Genomic DNA, 20551 nt, shown 5'->3' with positions numbered 1-20551 from the left:
ATTAACACTCCCATTTATCAATGACATCTTTCAGTTTTCCTTTTAGTTGGTCGGCGGCGAGTTCACCTGCTTCAATCATTTCTTGAACCTGTGTAAACGCACTAGAGCTAAAGGTCTCGAGCTTCGGCCGAATCATGAGATCTGCATGAATGGTTTGGTGACGAACCAATTCATTTTGAAGGATGTCCAAACTTTGCATAATGACATCCGATAATCTCGTTGCCTTTTCTGTTTTTTTCACCCTTGATACATCAGAGGCGATAATGAGATCCGCCCCCATTTCTTTGAGAACAGAAACAGGAATGCGGTCCACTACCGCTCCATCCACCAATTGCCTGCCGCCTATTTCATGCGGAACAAACACACCCGGAATGCTAATGCTTGCCCTGACTGCTTGTGAGACAGATCCTTCTTTGAACACAACCTTCTCCCCTGTCTGAAGGTCACAGGCGACAATCGCAAGAGGCACGCGCATTTCTTCAATATTCTTCCCATATGTAAACGTGTGAATCAGCTGCAAAATTCGATTTCCTTTTAACAGACCGATTTTTGGCAGTGTATAGTCAGCATAATACTTTCTTCTGAAGACAAGTGCAAGTTTTTTCATTTTTTCTACGTCTTGTCCTGCTGCATAAAAGCTCCCCACAAGAGCACCAATACTGCTTCCTGCGATCATATCCACCTGAATTCCTTGTTTCTCAAGACTAGATAAAACCCCGATATGCGCCATCCCTCTGGCACCCCCGGAGCCCAGCGCAAGCCCGATAATCGGTCGTTTCATGAATCCACCCTCCTCTTTCTATGCATATATACGAATCTATAGGTCTAAACATGCCCCTTCTCATCGTATAGTAATAGAAGACAGGCTCGGCTAGCATCTCTTTTTCTTTAATCACGAGCTCGCCAATAGATTATAACGGCAAGGGGCGACATCTCCATGAAAAAATGGAACACTCTGTTCATCGCTGCTTTTTTTATCTTTTTAACAGCCACTGTGATTACACATCCACAAGCCTCTTTGCAAGCATCGAAAAATGGACTTGCAATGTGGTGGGAAGTGGTTTTTCCATCGCTGCTACCTTTTTTTATTTTGTCCGAGCTATTAATCAGTTTCGGAATTGTCAGATTTGTCGGCGTATTATTAGAGCCATTTATGCGGCCTATCTTTCGGGTGCCTGGTGTCGGGGGATTTGTGCTGGCGATGGGAATGGCCTCTGGTTTTCCTTCTGGCGCTAAATTGACGACAAGACTTCGGCAGGAAGGACAGCTGACAAGAATTGAAGCAGAACGCCTTGTGTCGTTTACCAATTCTTCAAACCCTTTGTTCATTTTTGGAGCAGTGGCTGTAGGATTTTTTCATCACCCAGCTTTAGGCATTGTGTTAGCCTGTGCACATTATTTAGGAAATCTCGCGGTTGGGGTGACGATGCGCGGATATAAAGCACGTCATGATGCGCACCTCAGAAGCCGAAAAGGATTTTTATTGCCTCCAATTCGAGAAGCATTCAGCGCTCTTCATACGGCAAGACTTGCAGAGAAAAGACCACTTGGCCAAATATTAAGTGACGCTGTCATGTCATCTGTTCAAACGCTCTTTATGATTGGCGGCTTTATCATTTTATTTTCTGTCTTTAGTCAAATGCTCGCTGTCGTTCATGTAACAGATCTTCTCTCTATCGGGATCGGCTCTATACTGAAAACGATGCACCTTCCGCCGGAATTAGATCTAGCCATGATTGCGGGTCTATTTGAAATCACATTAGGAAGTCAGCTCACAGGGTCACAAGAGGTTTCCCTGCTCGCTAAAACAATTGTGGTCAGCTTTATTTTAGGATTTAGCGGATTCTCCGTTCAAGCTCAGGTAGCCGGCATTTTGGCAGCAACCGATATACGCTTTAAACCGTTTTTCTTCGCCCGTTTACTTCACGGTATTTACGCAGCCGTCTTTGCCTTTTTGTTATTCAAACCCCTTTATGTCTCTAAAGCAGACATGGCGCTTCCAGCAGGGGCATTTGAAACAAGCGAGCAAGTCGTGATGTTTAGCAGCGTGTTATGGAATCAACTTGTATCTGCTGGTCCTCTCATCACCTTGTTCAGTCTGATCGTGTATATTGCGCTCTATTATCAGAAATTAAAAAATGGATGAGTGCACAATGCACTCATCCATTAAATTTTTCTTTCAGCGCAGCTTCGACCTCTTGCGGTACAAGCTCTTTGACTGATCCATGATATTTCGCTACTTCTTTAACAATGCTTGAACTTAAGAAGGAGTATTGATTATTCGTCATCATAAAGAACGTTTCAATGTCATCATTCAACACTTTGTTCATTGATGTCCCTTGCATCTCGTATTCAAAGTCCGTCACCGCTCTAAGTCCGCGTAAAATGACTTTCGCCTCTTTTTGTTTCGCATAATCAACGAGCAGTCCATGAAAGGATTCCACTTTGATATTTGGTAGCTCCTTTGTTGCTTGACGAATGAGTTCACATCGCTCTTCAACAGTAAACAACGGCTTTTTTGACGAATTATTGAGGACGCACACATATAATTCATCAAAAATCTTCGCCCCTCTTTTGATAATATCCAAATGGCCCAATGTGACTGGATCGAAGCTACCCGGACAAACGGCTATATTCCCCATGCTTTAATTTCCCCGCTTTCTATAGATCGTAATGCCAGTCATTCCGTACATTTCCTGCCTTGAGATATGCAGCTGTCCTGCTTCCTCTGGCAGTGTCACATCTTTATCATGCTCACACACAATGACGCCATCATCTGCTAATAAGGAATGCTCATCAATCGTATCAAGAAGTGTTTTCAACTTTTGATCTTTATACGGCGGATCAAGGAAGATGGCTTGAAAAGATTCTTCTCGCTTCACTACAGCGGCGAGTGCACGGTTTGCATCATTTCGAAACACTTCACTTTGATCCATCAGCGACAATTGATTCAAGTTACCTTTAATCGTCTGAATCGCCTTCATATCTCGATCCACAAATATACAATGATCGAATCCTCTAGAAAGCGCTTCAATACCTAAACCACCACTTCCAGCAAATAAATCAAGGGCCCATCCCCCATCAAAATACGGTCCAATCATATTAAAAATGGATTCTTTTACTTTATCTGTTGTTGGTCTTGTTGATTGGCCGGGTACGGCTTTCAGCGTGCGGCCTTTTTTTGTTCCAGAAATCACTCTCATTTTTCCACCACTTTTTCTGCTTGCATCTATTGAATATTGTTTGATGACAAAAAATTCAACATTATCTTACCATATCCACTCCACATGGGACAATGCACTGAATTCCATTCATTTTCTATGTATAGATCACAAAAGAGAGGGTCATACTACTGTTAACAGCATCTGATGTGGTGCTGTTGCCAACCGCGGAGAAGACTTACGTTTCCCCATAAGTTCTTCCTCCGGTTTCTCCTCTCCCTTTGCCTTCTCCTTAATGAATCATTAAGAATAGAAGGACCCCGCGGGTGATGCCGCGGGGATTTTTTTGTGTCTTTAAAAGCCCACCTTATAATCATACTCTTTTGCTTTGTCCAATTTCGATTCGTACTCTAATTTAATAAAAGGTTTATAGGAAGGCTCAACACGTTTTACAAATGGCAATGAACTGAGCTTTGCCATGTGGCGCTCAAGATCATTCATATCACAATAAATCACTGCATATTTCATTTTCCTTGAAATATAGTGAACATTCCCAAATTTCCTTAGCGCTTTTGACTGCTTTAACGAATGCAGCCAAACGACCATCCCTTGACGTTTGGTATCCATCTTTTCACCTGCCGCTTTTCAATTCTTTCCGTTCATTATGTAAAAGACGAGACGTTCAAGTCTCGTCAAGATACTTTACAGCCACAGCTGCCTCCTGATCCACAGCCACCGCCGCATGATGATAGACCATCAAAATATGGGTTCCCTGTTGGAACTTTAATATATGCTGATACAGCTTGACCGATTTCAATACTAATCTCATCTAAGATGGATTGAATCGCTGTTTCTGCTTTTTTGAAATCAACCACTGTATCGTGAAGATCTAGCTTTCTTTTGACCTCACGCATTTCTTTTGAGATCGTTCTATAGTCCGGATGGTATTTGCCGAACCGCTGCACATCTTCATATTGCTCTTTTACTTTTGTAAAATGGGCAATAATTTGTTGGGCTTCTTCGTCTTGCTGGAGACGCTTAAAGCAGTTGCGGTAATGTTCAGCCTCCTCCGACTGAAGAATCATGGCAGCCAATTGATTTGCTTCCTCTTGGAGCTCCACGAATTCGATTGTCGCATACATAAATGTTGCACCTCCAATTCATAGTTTACCACGAAACCTATGGATCAGAAAATGCTTTTACGTGACAAATACATCCCACGTCTCTCTTTTCTGCTTATATTCAGGGTGACGAGAATTTAGCACAACGGTCATTTTATGCTTTCCTTTTGAAAGGTGCTTGACCACAAACGCCGCAGTATACTCATTGCCTGCCCGTTTCCCGTCTACATACACAGTAAAATACCCCGCCTTCTTATCCTTTTTCAGTGGTGAAGGTTCAAGGTGAAAATCTTGAAGTGTACTTTCTATATACACAACAGATCCTTGCACTTTGTATTTTAAAAAGCCTTGCTGCTTCATTTCACTTTGCGTCTGCTGCATGACTGGTACTGCTGGTTCTTGCCTAGTTACTTGCTCTTGATCATGTTGACTTTGACATCCGGTGAGAAGAAAAAGCAATGCGCATATTGACAGCATCCATTTCATGTTCTGATTCTCCTTTCGTCTACTTTCATAGGATGCTCATGAAATAGACATCTTAATCAACTCAAAAAAAGCCTCACCCGGCTCCATTTTGATTGCGCATTGCTTGGAACATCTGGATCATCATTTCAGCCATTTGGACACTATTGCTCAACTGGCTCACACGATGAGGAATGGTTTTTTCGTAAAAGTTCATTTTATCTAATTCAAACGAAGTGACATTTTCAGGATGCCGCGTTAACTGTCTATACCAGAGTGGGCGCTGCCTGATGAATTTGATTCGATCCTCTTCGGCCATGACAAACTCTTGTACTTCTCTCCGCACCAAAAGCATCCCCTTTCAATTAATCTTTCCTGAAGGAGAATGGGTGCTGGCTGCCTCCAGATGAACCCTTCTTTGAGCCATTTGATGAAAATTGACCGAGTAAGCTTTGTAAAGAGGAAATAGACTGGCTCATTTTATTAATTTGTTCATTCATTTGATCAGCGTCCATTTTTTTCACTGCAGAAACCATTTTAGACATAAAATCTGCTTTTCCCGGTTCACTTTGCTTAACGGCTTTTTCTTCTTTTGCTTCTTCCGTTTGTGTTTGCCGGTAAGGAGACCACATGTCATCTTCCTCACCAAACATGACCCAATTCTCGTATAAACTTTGCCAGCTTTTTTCTTGCGTCTGCACTTCTTGAATTAATTTCGGATGGCGTCTGACGAACTGTTTAAATTCATCAATGGATGTTTGCTTTTGCTTATTTGTCATATCCTCACCCCCCATACAAATGCCTACTATACTATATACATCTGGGTCTATTTTGGTGAGCCCTTTTCATAAAAAAACAGCCGCCATCTGTGCGCAGCTGTTTAGAGGATTAAGACGTTTTCTTAATGAAGTTTTGTGTATAATACTTTTCTTTCACACCAACGCCAAGGTGCGTGTAATCTTGATTTAACAATGCCTTCCGGTGACCTTCGCTATTCAGCCAACCTTCTACAGCTGCAGGGCCATCAACATAATTATACGCAATGTTTTCCCCCGCAAGCTGAAATGCGACCTCGCCTCTTTCTAACCGGTCTTTCAGCGTGCCGTATTTTTTAGATTCATGGGAGAAATAATGATTATCCTTCATGTCCTCACTATGCATGAATGCCACTTCAGAGGTTTCATCGTCCCACTTTAAGGTCGGCAGTTTGTACTTATGGCGGATAATATTGGTCATATCAAAAATTTGTTTTTGACTCGACGCTTCAATATCCTTCCACTTTTCGCCTGATATCGCCTCAGGTTCAATTAATTGACCTCGATAAACGACTTCATACGGCTTTTGTTTGACAAATGTATCTGCATTAAAGGCTCGAATGCTCGAAAGAGTGCTTTCAAACTTATCCATGTAGAGCTGGACATACACATCATCTCCCACTTTCACCGTCGGCCTGGTATTCATATCATCTTCTGAGAATTCAAAGCGATATGAATTTCCCTCGTCCTCTACATGAATGTAAGGAGCGATTTGTGTTTTTTTAAACACTTCACTTGTGGCTTGACCGATTTTAAACGGCTCAACATTCAGCCCATCCCCTGTCGCAAACAAGGTCACCACTTTACTGTCCTTTACCCCTACTTGAATATAGTGTTTCTTCGATTGATTGTATATCCACCAGTCATAATCATATGCGGAAGGATCAATGCGATCTGGTTCCCCTAGCTGTTTAAGCACTTCGTTTGAAGACTTCCCCATAAAGGACATGAGACCTTTTTTCGGAATGTTGATCGGCTTATCGCTAGATGTTTCTTCATTAGACACCTTCGGCTCATTGCTGTTTTCTTTTTCTGGTGAAGATCCATATTGAATAAACAGAACGTACGTTCCAGATATAATCAGGAGGATGAAGAGTGTTTTCAGCACAGTTTTCAAATAAACACCTCCGTTAAATTGGCAAGGTACAAAAAGTACCTTCTACTGTCATTTAAACAAAACTTGCTCCATTTATCAACGACAATACAGCCTATTTAACACGAATTTAAAATATGCCCCTCCTAATGAAGAAATCCTTGGCCATGATCCTGGTCTTGTTGAGAGATTTCCGTCAGAGCATCACCTGCACGATCGTTTGATAAATCTTCAACTGATAAATCCCCAAGGGCTACGATTCCTGTGAGTGCCCCGTTTTTGACAACCGGGATACGGCGGAGCTGATGTTCTGACATCAACCGGACAATTTCTTCTAGGGTTGCATCTTCTTCAGCTGTCAAAACTTCCTTCGTCATGATGGCACCAACCTCTTGTGAGTTCGGCTTTTTCTCAGCAATACCTCTAAGTACAAGGTCGCGGTCTGTGACAATACCAACAAGCTGATCTCCGTCGACTACTGGAATGGCACCAATGTCAGCATCTTTCATTTTGACTGCCGCTTCATACGCATTGTCGTCCTTTTGCAACGTCACTACTTTTTTCGTCATGATATCTTTGATTTTTTTCGTTTTCACGTTGATTCCTCCATCCGTTATTTTCTTTATTACTGTAACCAGCTTATAAAAGAACATACCCTTCACAGTTGAAAGTTTAACGCTTTCATACTATGATTGTCAGTAAAGGGAATTTTTATAAGGAGGGGTTTTGGGTGAAGTTTGAAGGTACGGGGATTGAAAAGGTATCAGCTGACTTAAATAAATTGGATTTCATTATGGAAAGTGAAGGATTTGTACGAGCCGATCAATGGGATTATGAGCGTGTGACGTACGACAGGAAGTATAACATGGTAGAGGGGACGTTTTACTTACGGATCTCTGGCTACGCCACTGAGGGAGATGTCGGCTCCAAAAAAGCACACATCCAGCTGCTGACACCTTTACTTGGAAAACACTATTATCCGCATGGTGTTGAATATGGAGAAGGCGAAGATTTCCCTAAATCTCTTATTCAATCCAGCAAAAAAACACTGAACCAATTGAAAGAAAAACTAGAAGCGATAACTGCTGAAGCATAAAAAGCACAGCCCCTGCGGCTGTGCTTTTCATTTATTCATATTTCGGAATGAGCGCATCTGGTACGGCATCTTTCGCTCTTTCTTTTCTCGCCCAGTCAAAGAAGACAACAGCAAGAATCGATCCGTATACAATCTCCTGAATGATTTTCATCAAAATAGCACCTAGCTGCTGATCTTCTAGCAGCGGCAATGTATGAAACATGTCAGGTCCCGTAAGCGCAAGACCAGCAAGCATATCACTCGGTACGCATAGGTGCAGTGCTTGTATCCATGCGCCGGCATCTGAATAAGTGGCATAGATAGGCGCTTCACTAAACATAATGAGTGCGCAGGCAGGTGTCATTAAAATCCCATCTGCCATAATATATCCAAGCTTTAAAATGCCTGTAATCTGCGGCTGACTTTGCACTTTATGGACAAGCGGCCACCACATGAAAAAGGCAGCGATAAAAATGACAACCGTCATCAATGCGTGATAAAACGGATCTGTTTTGACAAAATCGAACACAAGCGGAATATGATACAGCGAAAACAACCCGTTAAATCCGAGCAAGGCAATCAACGGCTTAGAAAACAAGCGGAAAATCGGCTGAATACCCCGTGTTTGAATGATCCGCTCCCAAATCGCCGCAGGTACACCTGTAATAAGAAGGGGCGGGATGACCAAATAGAGCACTGCCATTTGCGCCATATGTGCACTGAACATAATATGCCCCATTAAATCAATCGGGCTCCCCTTCACTGCATAAAGCAACACAAGCCCCGTGAGAAACAGCGTTTTCTCTTTCACCGTCGCACGGTGCTTCCCCTTCGTCACGAGAAGCAGATAAAAAGCGGCTGCTGCTACAATACATGTCAAATAGTAAGGACTCCATAATGCACGAAATCCAAATATCTCTAAGTTTTCCATTGCTGCGCCTCCTTCAAGGGCAAAGCGAGCTTACCACCAAATAATGGTCAAAAAGGCTAAAACGGTAATAAACGCGACAAACACACCTGAGTAAAGAAACAACGCGGGTGTTTCATGCCCTTTTTGGTTCATGTGCATAAAATAATAAAGCTGAAAAGCGACCTGAATCACTGCAAGCAGTAAAATAAAAGGGACAGCGAACCAATTTCCGACGTCTTCAGAGGCGATTGTTAAAAAGGCAACAAATGTTAAACCAATCATCAAGCCGAAAGAAATGAGCTGATGCTTCATTTCTTCGGCATTTTTCTTTTTCCGATAGACAAGATCGACTTTGGACTGATTTGTGTTTTTATTTCCCATTCTTATCCCACCATTCCCATTAAATATACAACGGTAAAGATGAAGACCCACACAACATCAATGAAGTGCCAATAAAGGCTTGCCACATAATATTTTGGTGCATTGTATAAATCGAGTCCGCGTCTCATATTCCGAATCATCAGAGCGGTGATCCAGCAAAGTCCAAATGCGACGTGAGCCCCGTGTGTTCCAACAAGCGTATAGAAGGAAGAGCCAAGTGCAGAGCTCGTAATGGTAAATTCATACGCATGCACATAATGATAAAACTCATAAATTTCTACCCCTAAAAATCCAGCACCTAAAAGAACGGTTACACCTAGCCAAAGCTGCATTTTTTTAAAGGCAAAGTTTTTCATATGATACATAGCATACACACTCGTTAAACTGCTCGTTAACAGAAGCATTGTGGCAATAAAGACAAGTGTGAGGTCAAACATTTCAGTTGTTGTTGCACCGCCTGCATTTGAATTTTTCAGCGCCAAATAAGTGGCAAACAAAGATGCAAACAGGACCGTTTCTCCCCCAAGAAACAACCAGAACCCGACGAACTTATTCTTTCCTTCTAACGTGGCTTTCTCAGGAGAAGCCGGAAAGGTTTCCGCTGTCATTTTTTGTGGTTCCATTATGCTTTCACCCCTTTGTCATCGTCATCCGTCAAATCTTCTTTGTGAATATGGTATCCATGATCATCTTTAAGAGAGCGAACGAGCATGGTCGCAAACGTGATGCCAAGACCAATGAAGATCACCGGTAGACCCCAGCTGTGTTCTTGACGATACATAAAACCAAACGCTGACACAAATAGACCGAATGAGATAATGATAGGCAAGATGGAATTATTCGGCATGTGAATATCATCGAGCGGTTCAGATGCTGTCATTCCTTTTTTACCATCCATTTTCTCAATCCATAATGGATCAAGTCCCCGCACAAGAGGCAGCTGCTTAAAGTTATATTCTGGGGGAGGTGAAGATACTGCCCATTCAAGCGTTCTTCCATCTCCCCAAGGATCGCCCGATACACGCTCCCCTTTTGCTGTCGTCCAGATGATATTAATCAGCATGATGACAACTGCTACAAACATGAACAGTGCCCCAATCGTACTCACCAAGTTCCCAAGGTCTAGACCCTGACCTGGCAAGAATGTAAAGACTCGGCGCGGCATGCCCCAAAGACCGAGAAAATGCTGGATAAAGAACGTTAAATGGAAACCGACGAAAAACAGCACAAAGCCAATTTTCCCAAGCTTCTCATTCAGTATTTTCCCAAACATCTTCGGCCACCAATAATGCACACCTGCTAAAATACCGAAGACCACACCACCGATAATGACATAGTGGAAATGCGCCACAACGAAGTACGTGTCATGGAACTGATAATCCGCTGCTGCTGCTGCAAGCATGACGCCGGTTACACCGCCAAGTAAGAATGACGGAATGAACGCAACTGAATATAGCATCGGCGTTGTAAACTTCACATTACCGCCCCATATGGTGAGCAACCAGTTAAATACTTTAATTCCAGTTGGCACCGCAATCGCCATTGTGGCAACGGCAAAGATCGCATTGGCAATTGGACCAAGTCCTGTTGTGAACATGTGATGCGCCCACACCATGAATCCAAGGAAACCAATTAATACAGTCGCAAACACCATGGACGAATAACCAAACAATCTTTTTCTTGCAAACACTGGAATGATCTCAGAGAAAATCCCAAATGCCGGCAAAATCAAGATATACACTTCTGGGTGTCCAAAAATCCAGAACAAATGCTCCCAGATGATTGTATTTCCTCCGAGCTCTGGATTAAAAAAGCTCGTATCAAACATTCGATCAAGCATCAGCATCGCAAGCCCTGCTGTCAGCGGCGGGAATGCGAATAAAATTAGTGCAGATGCCACAAACGTCGTCCAGGTAAAGAGCGGCATTCTCATATACGTCATACCTGGCGCTCTCATATTAATAATCGTTGCAAGAAAGTTGATTCCGGCAATTAGCGTACCAATACCCGCTATCTGCAACCCTAAAATATAGAAATCCATGCCGTGCCCTTCTGAATTCAGCGTGAGCGACGCATAGGCAGTCCAACCTGCATCAGGTGCTCCGCCCATAAACCATCCAAGGTTTAAGAAAATACCTCCGAAAAAGAACAGCCAAAAACCAAGTGAATTCACAAATGGAAACGCTACGTCACGTGCACCAATTTGAATGGGTACAACCGCATTCATTAATGCAAATAAAAGCGGCATTGCTGCAAGGAAAATCATCGTTGTTCCATGCATCGTCATGACTTCATTGTAAAACCCTGCACTCACAAAATCATTTTCAGGGATGGCTAGCTGAATACGGATAATCATCGCTTCCAGGCCACCAATTAAAAAGAAAAATCCCCCTGCCACTAAATATAGTATGGCAATTTTTTTGTGGTCAACCGTCGTTAAGTAATCCCATAAGACAGCGCCAAACCCCCGCTTTTTAGCTATTGTACTCACCATGAAATCCCCCTCTTATCTCCCATTTGCCCCTTTTCATATCAATGTCTATCTTCACGTTCTAAAAACAGACTATATCTGACAGATGACTTATTCTTGGATGTAGAGACTTATTCGGGAGCTCTTAACAAAAACTTCACATAGATCGTATACCCTTTTGAATGTGCGCAACTTCAAGCTGCTCAAGGCATTTACTGTATTTTAAGACCTTTTAAATACTCGTAGAGTGCATCTGCTTCTGAGTCATTTAGTTTAGGGTACGTCCCTGTCATCTTATTACCTGGTTTAAAGCTCTCTGGATCTTTCAGCCAGGCTTTGACATTTTCTTTGTTCATGTCTTTAATTCCAGCTACTTTTGTCCGCTCTCCGAAGGTTGCAAGGTTTGGTGCAGTCCTTGCCGCCTCTGGTCGTTCATCTCCAGGCTCTACCGCATGACAGCTTAAACAGTTTTTCTCTTTAAAGAGTTTTTCACCCTCAAGGGCTAGATCTGACGTAGATGCAGGCTTCTTATAATCTGTCATCTTTTTCGTCCAGCCTAAAAACTCATCTTGAGAAAGCGTTTTAACTTTAAAGTCCATTAAAGCATGTGATGGACCGCAAAGCTCTGCACATTTCCCATAGAAATATTCTCCAGCATCTTTCGTTCGTTTTGAGTCAAATGTTAAATAAAACTTGTTCTCGTTGTCTGTATTTGTATCAATTTTACCCCCAGCTGATGGAATCCAGAATGAGTGTTTCACATCAGATGCTTTCAGCTTAAAATAAACCTTTTGATCAGTTGGAACAATCAATTCCTGACTTGTCACAATCCCATAATCAGGGTATTCAAATTCCCACCAATATAAGCTGGCTCTTACATTCACTACAAGTGTCTTTTCAGGATCTCGTTTTTTCTTATCCATGGCGCTTGTATCCCCTAGCTCAAGCGTGTATGCCACAACAGGTACAACGAGAATAATGAGTAGAAGTATCGGAATCGCTGTCCACGTAATTTCGAGGTTACGGTTCCCTTCTACCTGTTTAGGAATCGTATCTTCTCCCACTTTAGAACGTTTGAATTTAATGATGACGTAAAAGAAAATGATCGATACAACAATAACGACAAGAACCATAATAAGTGTACTCAGTACCGTTAGGAAAAACTGTTTATCTGCTACTTCCCCAACTGGCTTGAGTGTTGATAAGTATGGTTCACCGCAGCCCGCCAAAACGAGCGTCAGTAAGAGAAACAGTGAATAAACACGCCATTTTCTTATCATAATTTGTCCCAACCCCTTTTGCTTGATCTCCTTTGCCTTTCGCTTTTACCTCTTATTTATAAAATCACCTTTCACCCATCCATAACCCCCGCCTCTTATAAAAGCACTTACATTTCCTCTTTTCATAAAAAAATGATGTTTTTACTCAAAATACCATCTATGTATAAACAGAAAGCCGCCTAAATAGAACTGAATATCAGGCGGCTTTCATAGTTGTAAGAAAATGTTGTGTTATAAGATATAGCCATTGTTTTGATGTGATCAAAGTGTATTTCACTCTAGAATAGTGTAATAATAATCATCGCAACGAAAAAGATCGTTAAGTAGTTTAATGAATAAACGAACATGAGTGTTGACCACTTCATGATATCTTTCATTTTAAAGCCCATAAGACCAATGACGAGCCATCCAATGTTCAGCAATGTGCCAAGTGCGACAATTGGCCATCCTAATCCACCTAAGAAAAATGGAAGCGGAAGAAGACATGCTGTCCAAATGATGATTTGGCGTTTTGTGACTTCAAAGCCGTAAACAACAGGCAGCATTGGAATACCTGCTTTGCGGTAATCTTCCGTTTTCTTAATCGCAAGTGATAAGAAATGCGGAATTTGCCAGATGAACATAATCATAAACAGGACCCAAGCCGTTGTGTCGATGGTGCCTGTAACAGCTGTCCAGCCAATTAATGGCGGAACCGCACCAGATACACTCCCAATGACTGTATTAATGGTGTAATGGCGTTTAGACCACATCGTGTATAGAACTGCATAAGTAAAGACACCGATAAATCCAATCACTGCTGATGTAACAGTTGTCATCAGAAGCATAATCAGTCCAAGTACAACAAGCAGAATACCAAATGCATACGCTTGACCTGGCTGAACTTTACCTGTCACCGTCGGTCTTGTTTTTGTTCTTTCCATTAGTATATCAATATCACGGTCAAACGCATTATTAATGGCGCATGAACCGGCAATAATAAGAGAAGAACCAATCATTGTTAACAGCACAATATCAAGATTCCCAAGGAAACTCATACCTGTAAAATAAAAAGCAAGCCACATTCCAGTAAATGTTGTAATGAAATTGGAATTGACGATGCCCATTTTAATAAGAGCAAGAAAATCTTTTAAAGCGGTTGTTTCTTCTATTTGTCCATGAATAGCTGCTTCCGCGGCTGTTTTGGAATTTGCCAATGTGTATAACCTCCCTTGCCCAAACCTTCAAACGAACGAATAAAACGTAAAATCGTTACAACTCTATCATACAAGATAAAGAGCTGTAAAAAAACATCCTATTAAATAATAAACGACAAACTTGAAGTTATTTGTGAACTTTTCGTGAATTTATTAGGATGTGCGTTTCAGAAGGCGGTGCAAAATGAAATATTCTCTCTCTATTTCTATCAGACTGTCAAAGAAAGATCAAGCACTCTAAATCTGTAAACTTTGTGAACTAACATATCATTTTTTTGTGAACTTTGGTCATTATGAATTGCAACAGAACACGCATTTGGCTTAAACTTGAGAGCATGTGAGGTTTTCATTTAGATCAGAAGTTATTTAGAGAAGGTGAAATCATTTGATGAAATTTGCTTTAAGGTTATTGAGCGTTGTCACAACATTTGTGATGCTGATCGTTCTGATTGGCGGTGCGCTTGTGACAAAAACTGGCTCCGGTCTTGGCTGCGGCAGACAATGGCCCCTTTGCCACGGTCGTTTCTTTCCAGAAATGAACCCTGCTTCCATTATCGAATGGAGCCACCGCATGTCAACAGGAGTTTCCACCATTCTTGTATTGGCACTGGCGGTCTTATGCTGGAAAAAAATCAGTCCAGTATTCCGTGAAACCAAATTTTTGGTCATCATGTCCATTATATTCTTACTGCTTCAAGCACTGTTAGGGGCACTCGCCGTTGTGTTTGGTTCTAACGCACTTGTCATGGCACTGCACTTCGGTATTTCACTGATTTCTTTTGCTTCCGTTTTACTGCTGGCACTGCTTGTGTTTGAAGCCACCAGATCTGAAACAAAGCTTGTGAAGCCGCTTCATATCGGCAAAAGAATGCAGTTCCATATTTATGGGTTGATCACATATACGTATATTGTGGTGTATACGGGCGCCTATGTGAGACATACAAAATCAAGTCTTGCATGCTCTGTCTTCCCATTTTGTTCAAAAGACGGCGCACTTCCAGCGTATTTTAATCAATGGGTTCAAATGTCTCACCGAGCAGCAGCCCTTCTTTTATTCGTTTGGATATTTGTTGCGATGTTCCATGCCCTTAAACATTATAAAGAACAAAAGCAGCTGTATTATGGATGGATCATCTCAGCCATTCTGATTACACTTCAAGCGATCTCTGGTGTCATGTCTGTTTATTCTCAGCTCGCACTCGGTTATGCGCTTGCTCATTCATTCTTTATTTCTTGTTTGTTTGGGGTACTATGCTACTTCTGCTTACTCATTGCCCGGTTTAAATATGAAAATAGAGAGCCTTTCAGATAAACATACAATCCCCCTTTCATCCGAAAAGGGGGATTTCTTTTATGTTTGTTTCGCTTCTTCAAATAGCGAAATGGCTTTTTTTCGTCTTTCTTGATGATCGACTGTAGGCAGAGGATATGTATCCCCCAGCACACATCCCGATTTCATTTGCTCATCTATCGGCATTTTACTCGGTTCATGAATCCATTTTTCATTCACATGCTTTAGTTCTGGTACATACCTTCTAATATATTCTCCGCTTGGGTCAAATCGTTTCGACTGGGTCGTTGGGTTAAAAATACGGAAGTAAGGAACAGCATCCGTTCCGACAGAGGCTGCCCACTGAAATCCTCCAATATTCGAAGCCTCGTCATAGTCGACAAGTTTTCTCGCAAAATACGCTTCGCCCATTCTCCAATCGATGAGATAATCTTTTGTCAGGAATGAAGCCGTCACCATTCTCAAACGGTTATGCATCCAGCCTTCTTCATTTAACTGTCTCATCCCAGCGTCAACGAGCGGGAAGCCTGTTTGTCCTTTACACCAAGCTTCAAAAAGTGTCTCATCATCATTCCATTTTATATGTTGAAAGGAGGAGTTGATTTCTTTTTCTTTCATCTCTGGATAATGCGCAAAGATCATATGATAAAAATCGCGCCACGCTAGCTCTTTCATAAATGTTTCCTTGCCCTCATCTTCAAAAAGTTCTTCCTCATTGACCGCATGAAAGATTGTGCGAATAGAAATGGTCCCAGTTTTTAAAAACCGAGACAGCTTGCTCGTCCCAAAAACAGACGGAATATCTCGTTTCTCGTGATAACGTGTCAATCTTTCTTGAATAAAGCCGCTTAGCGTGCTCATCGCTTTGTCTGATCCAATCTGATCGAATTTCCTTGTACATTTCTTGATGATGTCCCTTAGTTTCGCATCTCCCTTTTCAGAAAGTGACTCATCACAAATCGTATGCTCACTGCTCAGAAATGATTTGTCAACTTTTATCACAGACTGCTTCTCCTGCTTCCGCCACGCTTGGTAGTATGGAGTAAACACTTGATAATGAGAACCATCCGCTTTTAAAATATCTCTCGCCCCATGCAGATGCGTATCTTGCCACTTTGACACATGAATGCCCTTTTCTTCTAAGAAACGGGTCACTTGCTCATCACGTGTTTGACCATTTCCTACTTCGTCCTCATTAAAAAAGACCGCATTGATGTCATAAGCATCCAGGAGCTTTTGAAAAGCGGACAAAATATCATCATGAATGAGATGAACATACATGTGAGATTCTCTTGCTTCCTTGACGAAATTGGCCAAGTTTTGAAAGAAATGTTCGTTGTTCAAATCCAGTTCCATTTCTGTAAAAAATGGATCTAGATGATAAAAAGCAAATAATCGGTACTGATGTTTTTTTGCATATGTAATCGCTTTTGATAAGGCGATATGATCATCCAATCGCATATCTCGGCGAAACCAAATCACGACAATTTCCACTCTTTCTTCACCTCATTCTATAGTGTAATCACTCTAGCGGGCGGCTGCACATTTTAATGCGCTCAAAAAAAGACACATCGCAGTGGATGTGTCTTGGATTGTTGACAAAGGGCTAAAATGCTCTTTATTTTAGCCCTTTGTCTTCTTTTCAGCGTGATAGAAAGCCCTTGAAGTCTAGGAAGAACGAGTACTGGAGCGGAGCGAATGTGACATTCGTGAGCACCAGCACGCAGGACTGACAAAGAATGCAAGGGTTTGTCTATACGCTGAGACACATCGCAGTGGATGTGTCTCACTCATTATTCAGGCTTTAAGACAATCAACAGATCTCCAGTTTGAATCCCTTCTCCATTCGTGACATGAATTTCATCCACGACTGCTGAGAACGGTGCTTGTACCGTCGTTTCCATTTTCATCGCTTCATTGATCATCAAGTGCTCACCTTGAGAAATTTTCTGTCCTTTTTCAACAAGCACTTTGATCACAGTGCCTGGCATCGATGCCGCAATGTGATTTGGATTTGAGCGATCTGCCTTCATTTTTTCTTGAACGGAGGATTTGATGCTTTCATCCTTAATGACCACTTCACGCGGCTGTCCATTCAGTTCAAAGTAAAGCACTCTTGTAGCGTCCGGATTCGGTTCTCCAATGGACACGAGTTTGACAATGAGGGTTTTCCCTTTTTCAATTTCCACCTCAATTTCTTCACCAAGTCTCATGCCGTAGAAGAAGGTAGGTGTGTCAAGAACAGAGATATCTCCATAGCTTTCTGCTGTTTGAACAAATTCAGAAAAGACTTTCGGGTATAAAGCATATGCAATGGCATCTTGTTCTGTCAACGTCAGATCATGTGATTCTTTGAACTGCTTTTTGATCTCTTCAAAGTCCACAGGCTTCAGTTTCTCACCTGGTCTGACAGTAAGCGGCTCCTCCCCTTTTAAAATCAGCTTTTGCAGCTTTTCTGGGAATCCGCCATGAGGCTGCCCTAAATAACCTTTAAACAATTCAACAACCGAATCTGGGAAATCCAGTGTTGCTCCTTTTTCATAAACATCCTCTTCTGTCAGATCGTTTTGCACCATATAAAGTGCCATATCTCCGACCACTTTAGAAGACGGTGTTACCTTCACGATATCACCAAACATGTCATTTACACGTCTGTACATTTCTTTTACTTCATTCCAGCGTTCGCCAAGGCCGACACCTTTCGCCTGCTGCTGCAGGTTACTATACTGACCGCCAGGCATTTCATGCTCATAAATTTCTGTATGCGGTGAATTCATTCCGCTTTCAAACTCATGGTAATATTTTCTGACGGAATCCCAATATTGAGAAAGACGTTCAACCGCTTGAACATTCATTTCCGGCTTTCTTTCATGTCCGTCTAAAGCATAATATAATGAGCTCGCACTTGGTTGTGATGTGAGCCCTGCCATAGAGCTGACAGCAACATCAACAATATCAACACCTGCATCAATCGCTCTTGCATAGGTGAAGAGTCCATTTCCACTCGTATCGTGTGTATGAAGATAAATTGGAATCGTGAGCTCGTCTTTTAGAGCCGATACAAGCTCATAAGCCGCTTGCGGTTTTAATAATCCCGCCATATCTTTAATGCCTAAAATATGAGCGCCTGCGGATTCAAGCTCCTTCGCAAGAGAGACATAATATTTCAAATCATATTTCGGACGTGATGGATCAAGAATATCACCTGTATAACAAATCGCTGCCTCTGCCACTTTGCCGGATTCACGAACAGAATCAATGGCAAGCGTCATGCCTTTGACCCAGTTTAAACTGTCGAAAATACGGAAGACGTCAATGCCTGCCTCTGCCGATTCCTTTACAAATGCTTTAATCACATTATCCGCATAGTTTGTATATCCAACAGCGTTTGATGATCTTAATAGCATTTGGAACAAAGTGTTTGGCACTTCTTGACGAAGCTCTTTCAATCTTTCCCAAGGATCTTCTTTCAAGAAACGATATGCCACATCAAATGTAGCGCCGCCCCACATTTCCATACTGAATAACTCTGGCCATAAACCTGCTGTTGGCTGAGCAACTTTCTTTAAGTCGTGTGTTCTAAAGCGTGTTGCAAGCAGGGATTGATGTGCGTCTCTAAAGGTTGTATCCGTTAAGAGTACACCGCTTTGCTCTTTCACCCAATTGGCGAGCCCCTCAGGTCCATGCTTGTCTAACAATTGTTTTGTTCCAGAAGGTATCGTTTCATGGACAGCAAGTTTCGGCACATTTGGTTGATCAAAATGAGGCTTCTTATTTTCCGAAATACCAGGGAACCCATTAATGGTAACGTTACCAATATAAGTAAGCATTTTCGTTCCGCGGTCTTTTTGCTTAGGGAAGTTAAATAGCTCAGGTGTTGAATCAATAAACGATGTATCATATTCCCCTCTTAGAAACTTCTCGTGCTTTGCAACGTTTTCAAGAAACGGAATATTTGTTTTAATACCGCGAATCCTGAATTCTTGTAAATTTCGGACCATTTTAGCCGCAGCTTGATCAAATGTAAGTGCCCAAGTTGACAGCTTGACCAACAGTGAATCGTAATAAGGTGTAATCACCGCACCTTGGAAGCTGTTCCCTGTATCAAGACGTACACCAAAACCACCGCCTGAACGGTAAGCCATGATTTTTCCTGTATCTGGCATAAAATCATTCAAAGGATCTTCTGTTGTGACCCTTGATTGAATGGCAAATCCATGTGTAAAGATATCTTCTTGTTTTGGTATCCCTACTTCTTTGCTGTGAAGGTCATGTCCTTTTGCGACAAGAATTTGGGTTTGGACGATATCGACACCTGTGATCATTTCTGTGATCGTGTGTTCCACCTGGACCCTAGGATTGACTTCAATAAAATAAAACTCGCCATTTGCCACTAGGAATTCTACAGTCCCTGCATTGATATACGATACATTCTGGGCCAGCTGAACAGCCGCTTCACAGATGTCTTCACGTAATTGATTAGAAAGAGACACACTTGGTGCAACCTCAATGACTTTTTGATGACGCCTTTGAACAGAGCAGTCACGCTCGTATAAATGAATGATATTGCCGTGATTGTCTCCAATCACCTGCACTTCAATATGTTTCGGATTTTCAATCAGCTTTTCAACATATACTTCGTCATTTCCAAAAGCCGCTTTCGCCTCTGACTTTGCACGGTCATAGGCTTCGTTCAGCTCCTCTTTTGATCTGACAATCCGCATACCTCGGCCGCCGCCTCCAAGTGAAGCTTTAATAATAAACGGGTAACCGTATTCTTCACCGAATTTTTCGACTTCTTTGACCGAATCAACTGGCCCGTCACTTCCTGGAATGACTGGAATTCCAGCTTTTTTCGCTTCATCTCTCGCTTTTACTTTATCTCCAAACATATCTAAATGTTGAGAAGTTGGGCCGATGAATTGGATGCCTTCCTCTTCGCATCGTCTTGCAAAATGAATGTTTTCAGATAAAAATCCGTATCCTGGATGAATCGCATCCACGTCATTTCGTTTTGCAATTTCGATGATCCCCTCGATATCAAGGTAGGCATCAATCGGCTTTTTCCCTTCTCCAACTAGATATGCTTCATCGGCTTTATAGCGATGATAAGAGCCCGAGTCTTCTTTGGAGTAAATGGCCACTGTACGTAAGTTGAGCTCCGTACAGGCCCTAAAGACTCTGATAGCGATTTCCCCTCTGTTTGCAACTAGAACCTTTTGAATTGTTCTCTGTGACATTCTCACTCCTCCATATCCCTTAAAATTTTATATGTACTCTATAATAAAGGAAGAAA

21 protein-coding genes are annotated in these 20551 nt (G+C 42.0%); 3 read left to right on the top strand and 18 right to left on the bottom strand.

Features of this window, described 5'->3' with window-relative positions; genetic code table 11:
* Position 1: 1 nt before the first annotated feature.
* The gene (locus tag NSQ64_RS08295; RefSeq protein WP_017367186.1) at positions 2-781 is read right to left on the bottom strand and encodes a patatin-like phospholipase family protein; all 780 of its coding nucleotides are present in this window, start codon (positions 779-781) and stop codon (positions 2-4) included.
* A gap of 156 nt (positions 782-937) precedes the next feature.
* On the opposite strand from NSQ64_RS08295, the gene ylbJ reads away from it, so the two are divergent.
* Complete coding sequence (gene ylbJ, locus NSQ64_RS08290; RefSeq protein ID WP_039168604.1) at positions 938-2146, top strand: sporulation integral membrane protein YlbJ; 1209 nt, start codon at positions 938-940, stop codon at positions 2144-2146.
* 13 nt (positions 2147-2159) lie between these two features.
* Here the strand turns inward: ylbJ and coaD are convergent, their stop codons facing one another.
* The 9 genes from coaD to NSQ64_RS08245 form a co-directional block, all read right to left on the bottom strand.
* Positions 2160-2642, bottom strand: coding sequence for a pantetheine-phosphate adenylyltransferase (gene coaD, locus NSQ64_RS08285; RefSeq protein WP_341015953.1), 483 nt, complete (start codon positions 2640-2642; stop codon positions 2160-2162).
* A 3-nt stretch (positions 2643-2645) separates the two neighbouring features.
* Positions 2646-3203, bottom strand: coding sequence for a 16S rRNA (guanine(966)-N(2))-methyltransferase RsmD (rsmD, locus tag NSQ64_RS08280; RefSeq protein WP_058337380.1), 558 nt, complete (start codon positions 3201-3203; stop codon positions 2646-2648).
* A 312-nt stretch (positions 3204-3515) separates the two neighbouring features.
* Positions 3516-3788, bottom strand: a complete 273-nt coding sequence (locus NSQ64_RS08275; protein ID WP_008345023.1) for a YlbG family protein — start codon at positions 3786-3788, stop codon at positions 3516-3518.
* Between the two features lie 65 nt (positions 3789-3853).
* Positions 3854-4303 (bottom strand): YlbF family regulator, encoded by a 450-nt coding sequence (locus tag NSQ64_RS08270; protein WP_017359375.1) that lies wholly within the window; start codon positions 4301-4303, stop codon positions 3854-3856.
* 57 nt (positions 4304-4360) lie between these two features.
* Complete coding sequence (locus NSQ64_RS08265) at positions 4361-4768, bottom strand: hypothetical protein (protein ID WP_007499810.1); 408 nt, start codon at positions 4766-4768, stop codon at positions 4361-4363.
* A 73-nt stretch (positions 4769-4841) separates the two neighbouring features.
* Positions 4842-5090, bottom strand: coding sequence for a YlbE-like family protein (locus NSQ64_RS08260; RefSeq protein ID WP_017359376.1), 249 nt, complete (start codon positions 5088-5090; stop codon positions 4842-4844).
* Between the two features lie 19 nt (positions 5091-5109).
* Entirely contained in the window at positions 5110-5523 is a 414-nt protein-coding gene (locus tag NSQ64_RS08255; protein ID WP_341015949.1) for a YlbD family protein, read from the bottom strand.
* A 109-nt stretch (positions 5524-5632) separates the two neighbouring features.
* Positions 5633-6676, bottom strand: a complete 1044-nt coding sequence (locus NSQ64_RS08250) for a CAP domain-containing protein (protein ID WP_058337381.1) — start codon at positions 6674-6676, stop codon at positions 5633-5635.
* Between the two features lie 122 nt (positions 6677-6798).
* A complete protein-coding gene (locus tag NSQ64_RS08245; protein WP_034646433.1) occupies positions 6799-7221 on the bottom strand; it encodes a CBS domain-containing protein in 423 nt (140 codons plus the stop codon).
* Between the two features lie 161 nt (positions 7222-7382).
* Here NSQ64_RS08245 and NSQ64_RS08240 point away from each other — a divergent pair, with 161 nt between their 5' ends.
* Positions 7383-7748: a YugN family protein gene (locus NSQ64_RS08240; protein WP_008345035.1), complete on the top strand. Its 366-nt coding sequence runs from the start codon at positions 7383-7385 to the stop codon at positions 7746-7748.
* A gap of 31 nt (positions 7749-7779) precedes the next feature.
* Here the strand turns inward: NSQ64_RS08240 and ctaG are convergent, their stop codons facing one another.
* The 6 genes from ctaG to cyoE all read right to left on the bottom strand — a co-directional run bounded on the left by ctaG (position 7780) and on the right by cyoE (position 13964).
* Complete coding sequence (gene ctaG, locus NSQ64_RS08235; protein WP_326111703.1) at positions 7780-8658, bottom strand: cytochrome c oxidase assembly factor CtaG; 879 nt, start codon at positions 8656-8658, stop codon at positions 7780-7782.
* A 30-nt stretch (positions 8659-8688) separates the two neighbouring features.
* Entirely contained in the window at positions 8689-9018 is a 330-nt protein-coding gene (gene ctaF, locus NSQ64_RS08230; RefSeq protein ID WP_003211520.1) for a cytochrome c oxidase subunit IVB, read from the bottom strand.
* Between the two features lie 2 nt (positions 9019-9020).
* Entirely contained in the window at positions 9021-9641 is a 621-nt protein-coding gene (gene ctaE, locus NSQ64_RS08225) for a cytochrome c oxidase subunit III (protein WP_007499822.1), read from the bottom strand.
* The gene (gene ctaD, locus NSQ64_RS08220; protein WP_007499823.1) at positions 9641-11512 is read right to left on the bottom strand and encodes a cytochrome c oxidase subunit I; all 1872 of its coding nucleotides are present in this window, start codon (positions 11510-11512) and stop codon (positions 9641-9643) included. The genes ctaE and ctaD overlap by 1 nt, the downstream gene beginning before the upstream one ends.
* 188 nt (positions 11513-11700) lie before the next feature.
* Positions 11701-12768: a cytochrome c oxidase subunit II gene (gene coxB, locus NSQ64_RS08215; RefSeq protein ID WP_039168612.1), complete on the bottom strand. Its 1068-nt coding sequence runs from the start codon at positions 12766-12768 to the stop codon at positions 11701-11703.
* A 278-nt stretch (positions 12769-13046) separates the two neighbouring features.
* Complete coding sequence (gene cyoE, locus NSQ64_RS08210; protein ID WP_024720296.1) at positions 13047-13964, bottom strand: heme o synthase; 918 nt, start codon at positions 13962-13964, stop codon at positions 13047-13049.
* A gap of 388 nt (positions 13965-14352) precedes the next feature.
* Between cyoE and NSQ64_RS08205 the strand changes: the two genes are divergently transcribed.
* On the top strand, positions 14353-15276 hold the full coding sequence (locus tag NSQ64_RS08205; RefSeq protein ID WP_024720295.1) for a COX15/CtaA family protein: 924 nt from the start codon (positions 14353-14355) through the stop codon (positions 15274-15276).
* Positions 15277-15315: 39 nt separating this feature from the next.
* Here NSQ64_RS08205 and NSQ64_RS08200 read toward each other — a convergent pair whose 3' ends face one another.
* Positions 15316-16749 (bottom strand): cryptochrome/photolyase family protein, encoded by a 1434-nt coding sequence (locus tag NSQ64_RS08200; RefSeq protein ID WP_268373305.1) that lies wholly within the window; start codon positions 16747-16749, stop codon positions 15316-15318.
* Between the two features lie 299 nt (positions 16750-17048).
* On the bottom strand, positions 17049-20495 hold the full coding sequence (pyc, locus tag NSQ64_RS08195; protein ID WP_341015940.1) for a pyruvate carboxylase: 3447 nt from the start codon (positions 20493-20495) through the stop codon (positions 17049-17051).
* Positions 20496-20551: the final 56 nt, after the last annotated feature.

It is taken from the genome of Bacillus sp. FSL W8-0183, from assembly GCF_038006825.1.
GTDB classification, from domain to species: Bacteria; Bacillota; Bacilli; order Bacillales; family Bacillaceae; genus Bacillus; species Bacillus altitudinis.
Note: the sequence above shows the minus strand (reverse complement) of the source record. Positions and strands in the feature narration are given on the sequence as shown.

What these genes read in the sequence shown, in the direction of transcription:
- NSQ64_RS08265 (WP_007499810.1), bottom strand. Translation starts at nt 4,768, where the DNA reads ATGAAATGGATGCTGTCAATATGCGCATTGCTTTTTCTTCTCACCGGA.
- NSQ64_RS08270 (WP_017359375.1), bottom strand. Translation starts at nt 4,303, where the DNA reads ATGTATGCGACAATCGAATTCGTGGAGCTCCAAGAGGAAGCAAATCAA.
- pyc (WP_341015940.1), bottom strand. Translation starts at nt 20,495, where the DNA reads ATGTCACAGAGAACAATTCAAAAGGTTCTAGTTGCAAACAGAGGGGAA.
- NSQ64_RS08245 (WP_034646433.1), bottom strand. Translation starts at nt 7,221, where the DNA reads ATGACGAAAAAAGTAGTGACGTTGCAAAAGGACGACAATGCGTATGAA.
- rsmD (WP_058337380.1), bottom strand. Translation starts at nt 3,203, where the DNA reads ATGAGAGTGATTTCTGGAACAAAAAAAGGCCGCACGCTGAAAGCCGTA.
- coaD (WP_341015953.1), bottom strand. Translation starts at nt 2,642, where the DNA reads ATGGGGAATATAGCCGTTTGTCCGGGTAGCTTCGATCCAGTCACATTG.
- NSQ64_RS08205 (WP_024720295.1), top strand. Translation starts at nt 14,353, where the DNA reads ATGAAATTTGCTTTAAGGTTATTGAGCGTTGTCACAACATTTGTGATG.
- NSQ64_RS08275 (WP_008345023.1), bottom strand. Translation starts at nt 3,788, where the DNA reads ATGGATACCAAACGTCAAGGGATGGTCGTTTGGCTGCATTCGTTAAAG.
- ctaF (WP_003211520.1), bottom strand. Translation starts at nt 9,018, where the DNA reads ATGGGAAATAAAAACACAAATCAGTCCAAAGTCGATCTTGTCTATCGG.
- ctaE (WP_007499822.1), bottom strand. Translation starts at nt 9,641, where the DNA reads ATGGAACCACAAAAAATGACAGCGGAAACCTTTCCGGCTTCTCCTGAG.
- NSQ64_RS08255 (WP_341015949.1), bottom strand. Translation starts at nt 5,523, where the DNA reads ATGACAAATAAGCAAAAGCAAACATCCATTGATGAATTTAAACAGTTC.
- coxB (WP_039168612.1), bottom strand. Translation starts at nt 12,768, where the DNA reads ATGATAAGAAAATGGCGTGTTTATTCACTGTTTCTCTTACTGACGCTC.
- NSQ64_RS08295 (WP_017367186.1), bottom strand. Translation starts at nt 781, where the DNA reads ATGAAACGACCGATTATCGGGCTTGCGCTGGGCTCCGGGGGTGCCAGA.
- ctaG (WP_326111703.1), bottom strand. Translation starts at nt 8,658, where the DNA reads ATGGAAAACTTAGAGATATTTGGATTTCGTGCATTATGGAGTCCTTAC.
- ylbJ (WP_039168604.1), top strand. Translation starts at nt 938, where the DNA reads ATGAAAAAATGGAACACTCTGTTCATCGCTGCTTTTTTTATCTTTTTA.
- ctaD (WP_007499823.1), bottom strand. Translation starts at nt 11,512, where the DNA reads ATGGTGAGTACAATAGCTAAAAAGCGGGGGTTTGGCGCTGTCTTATGG.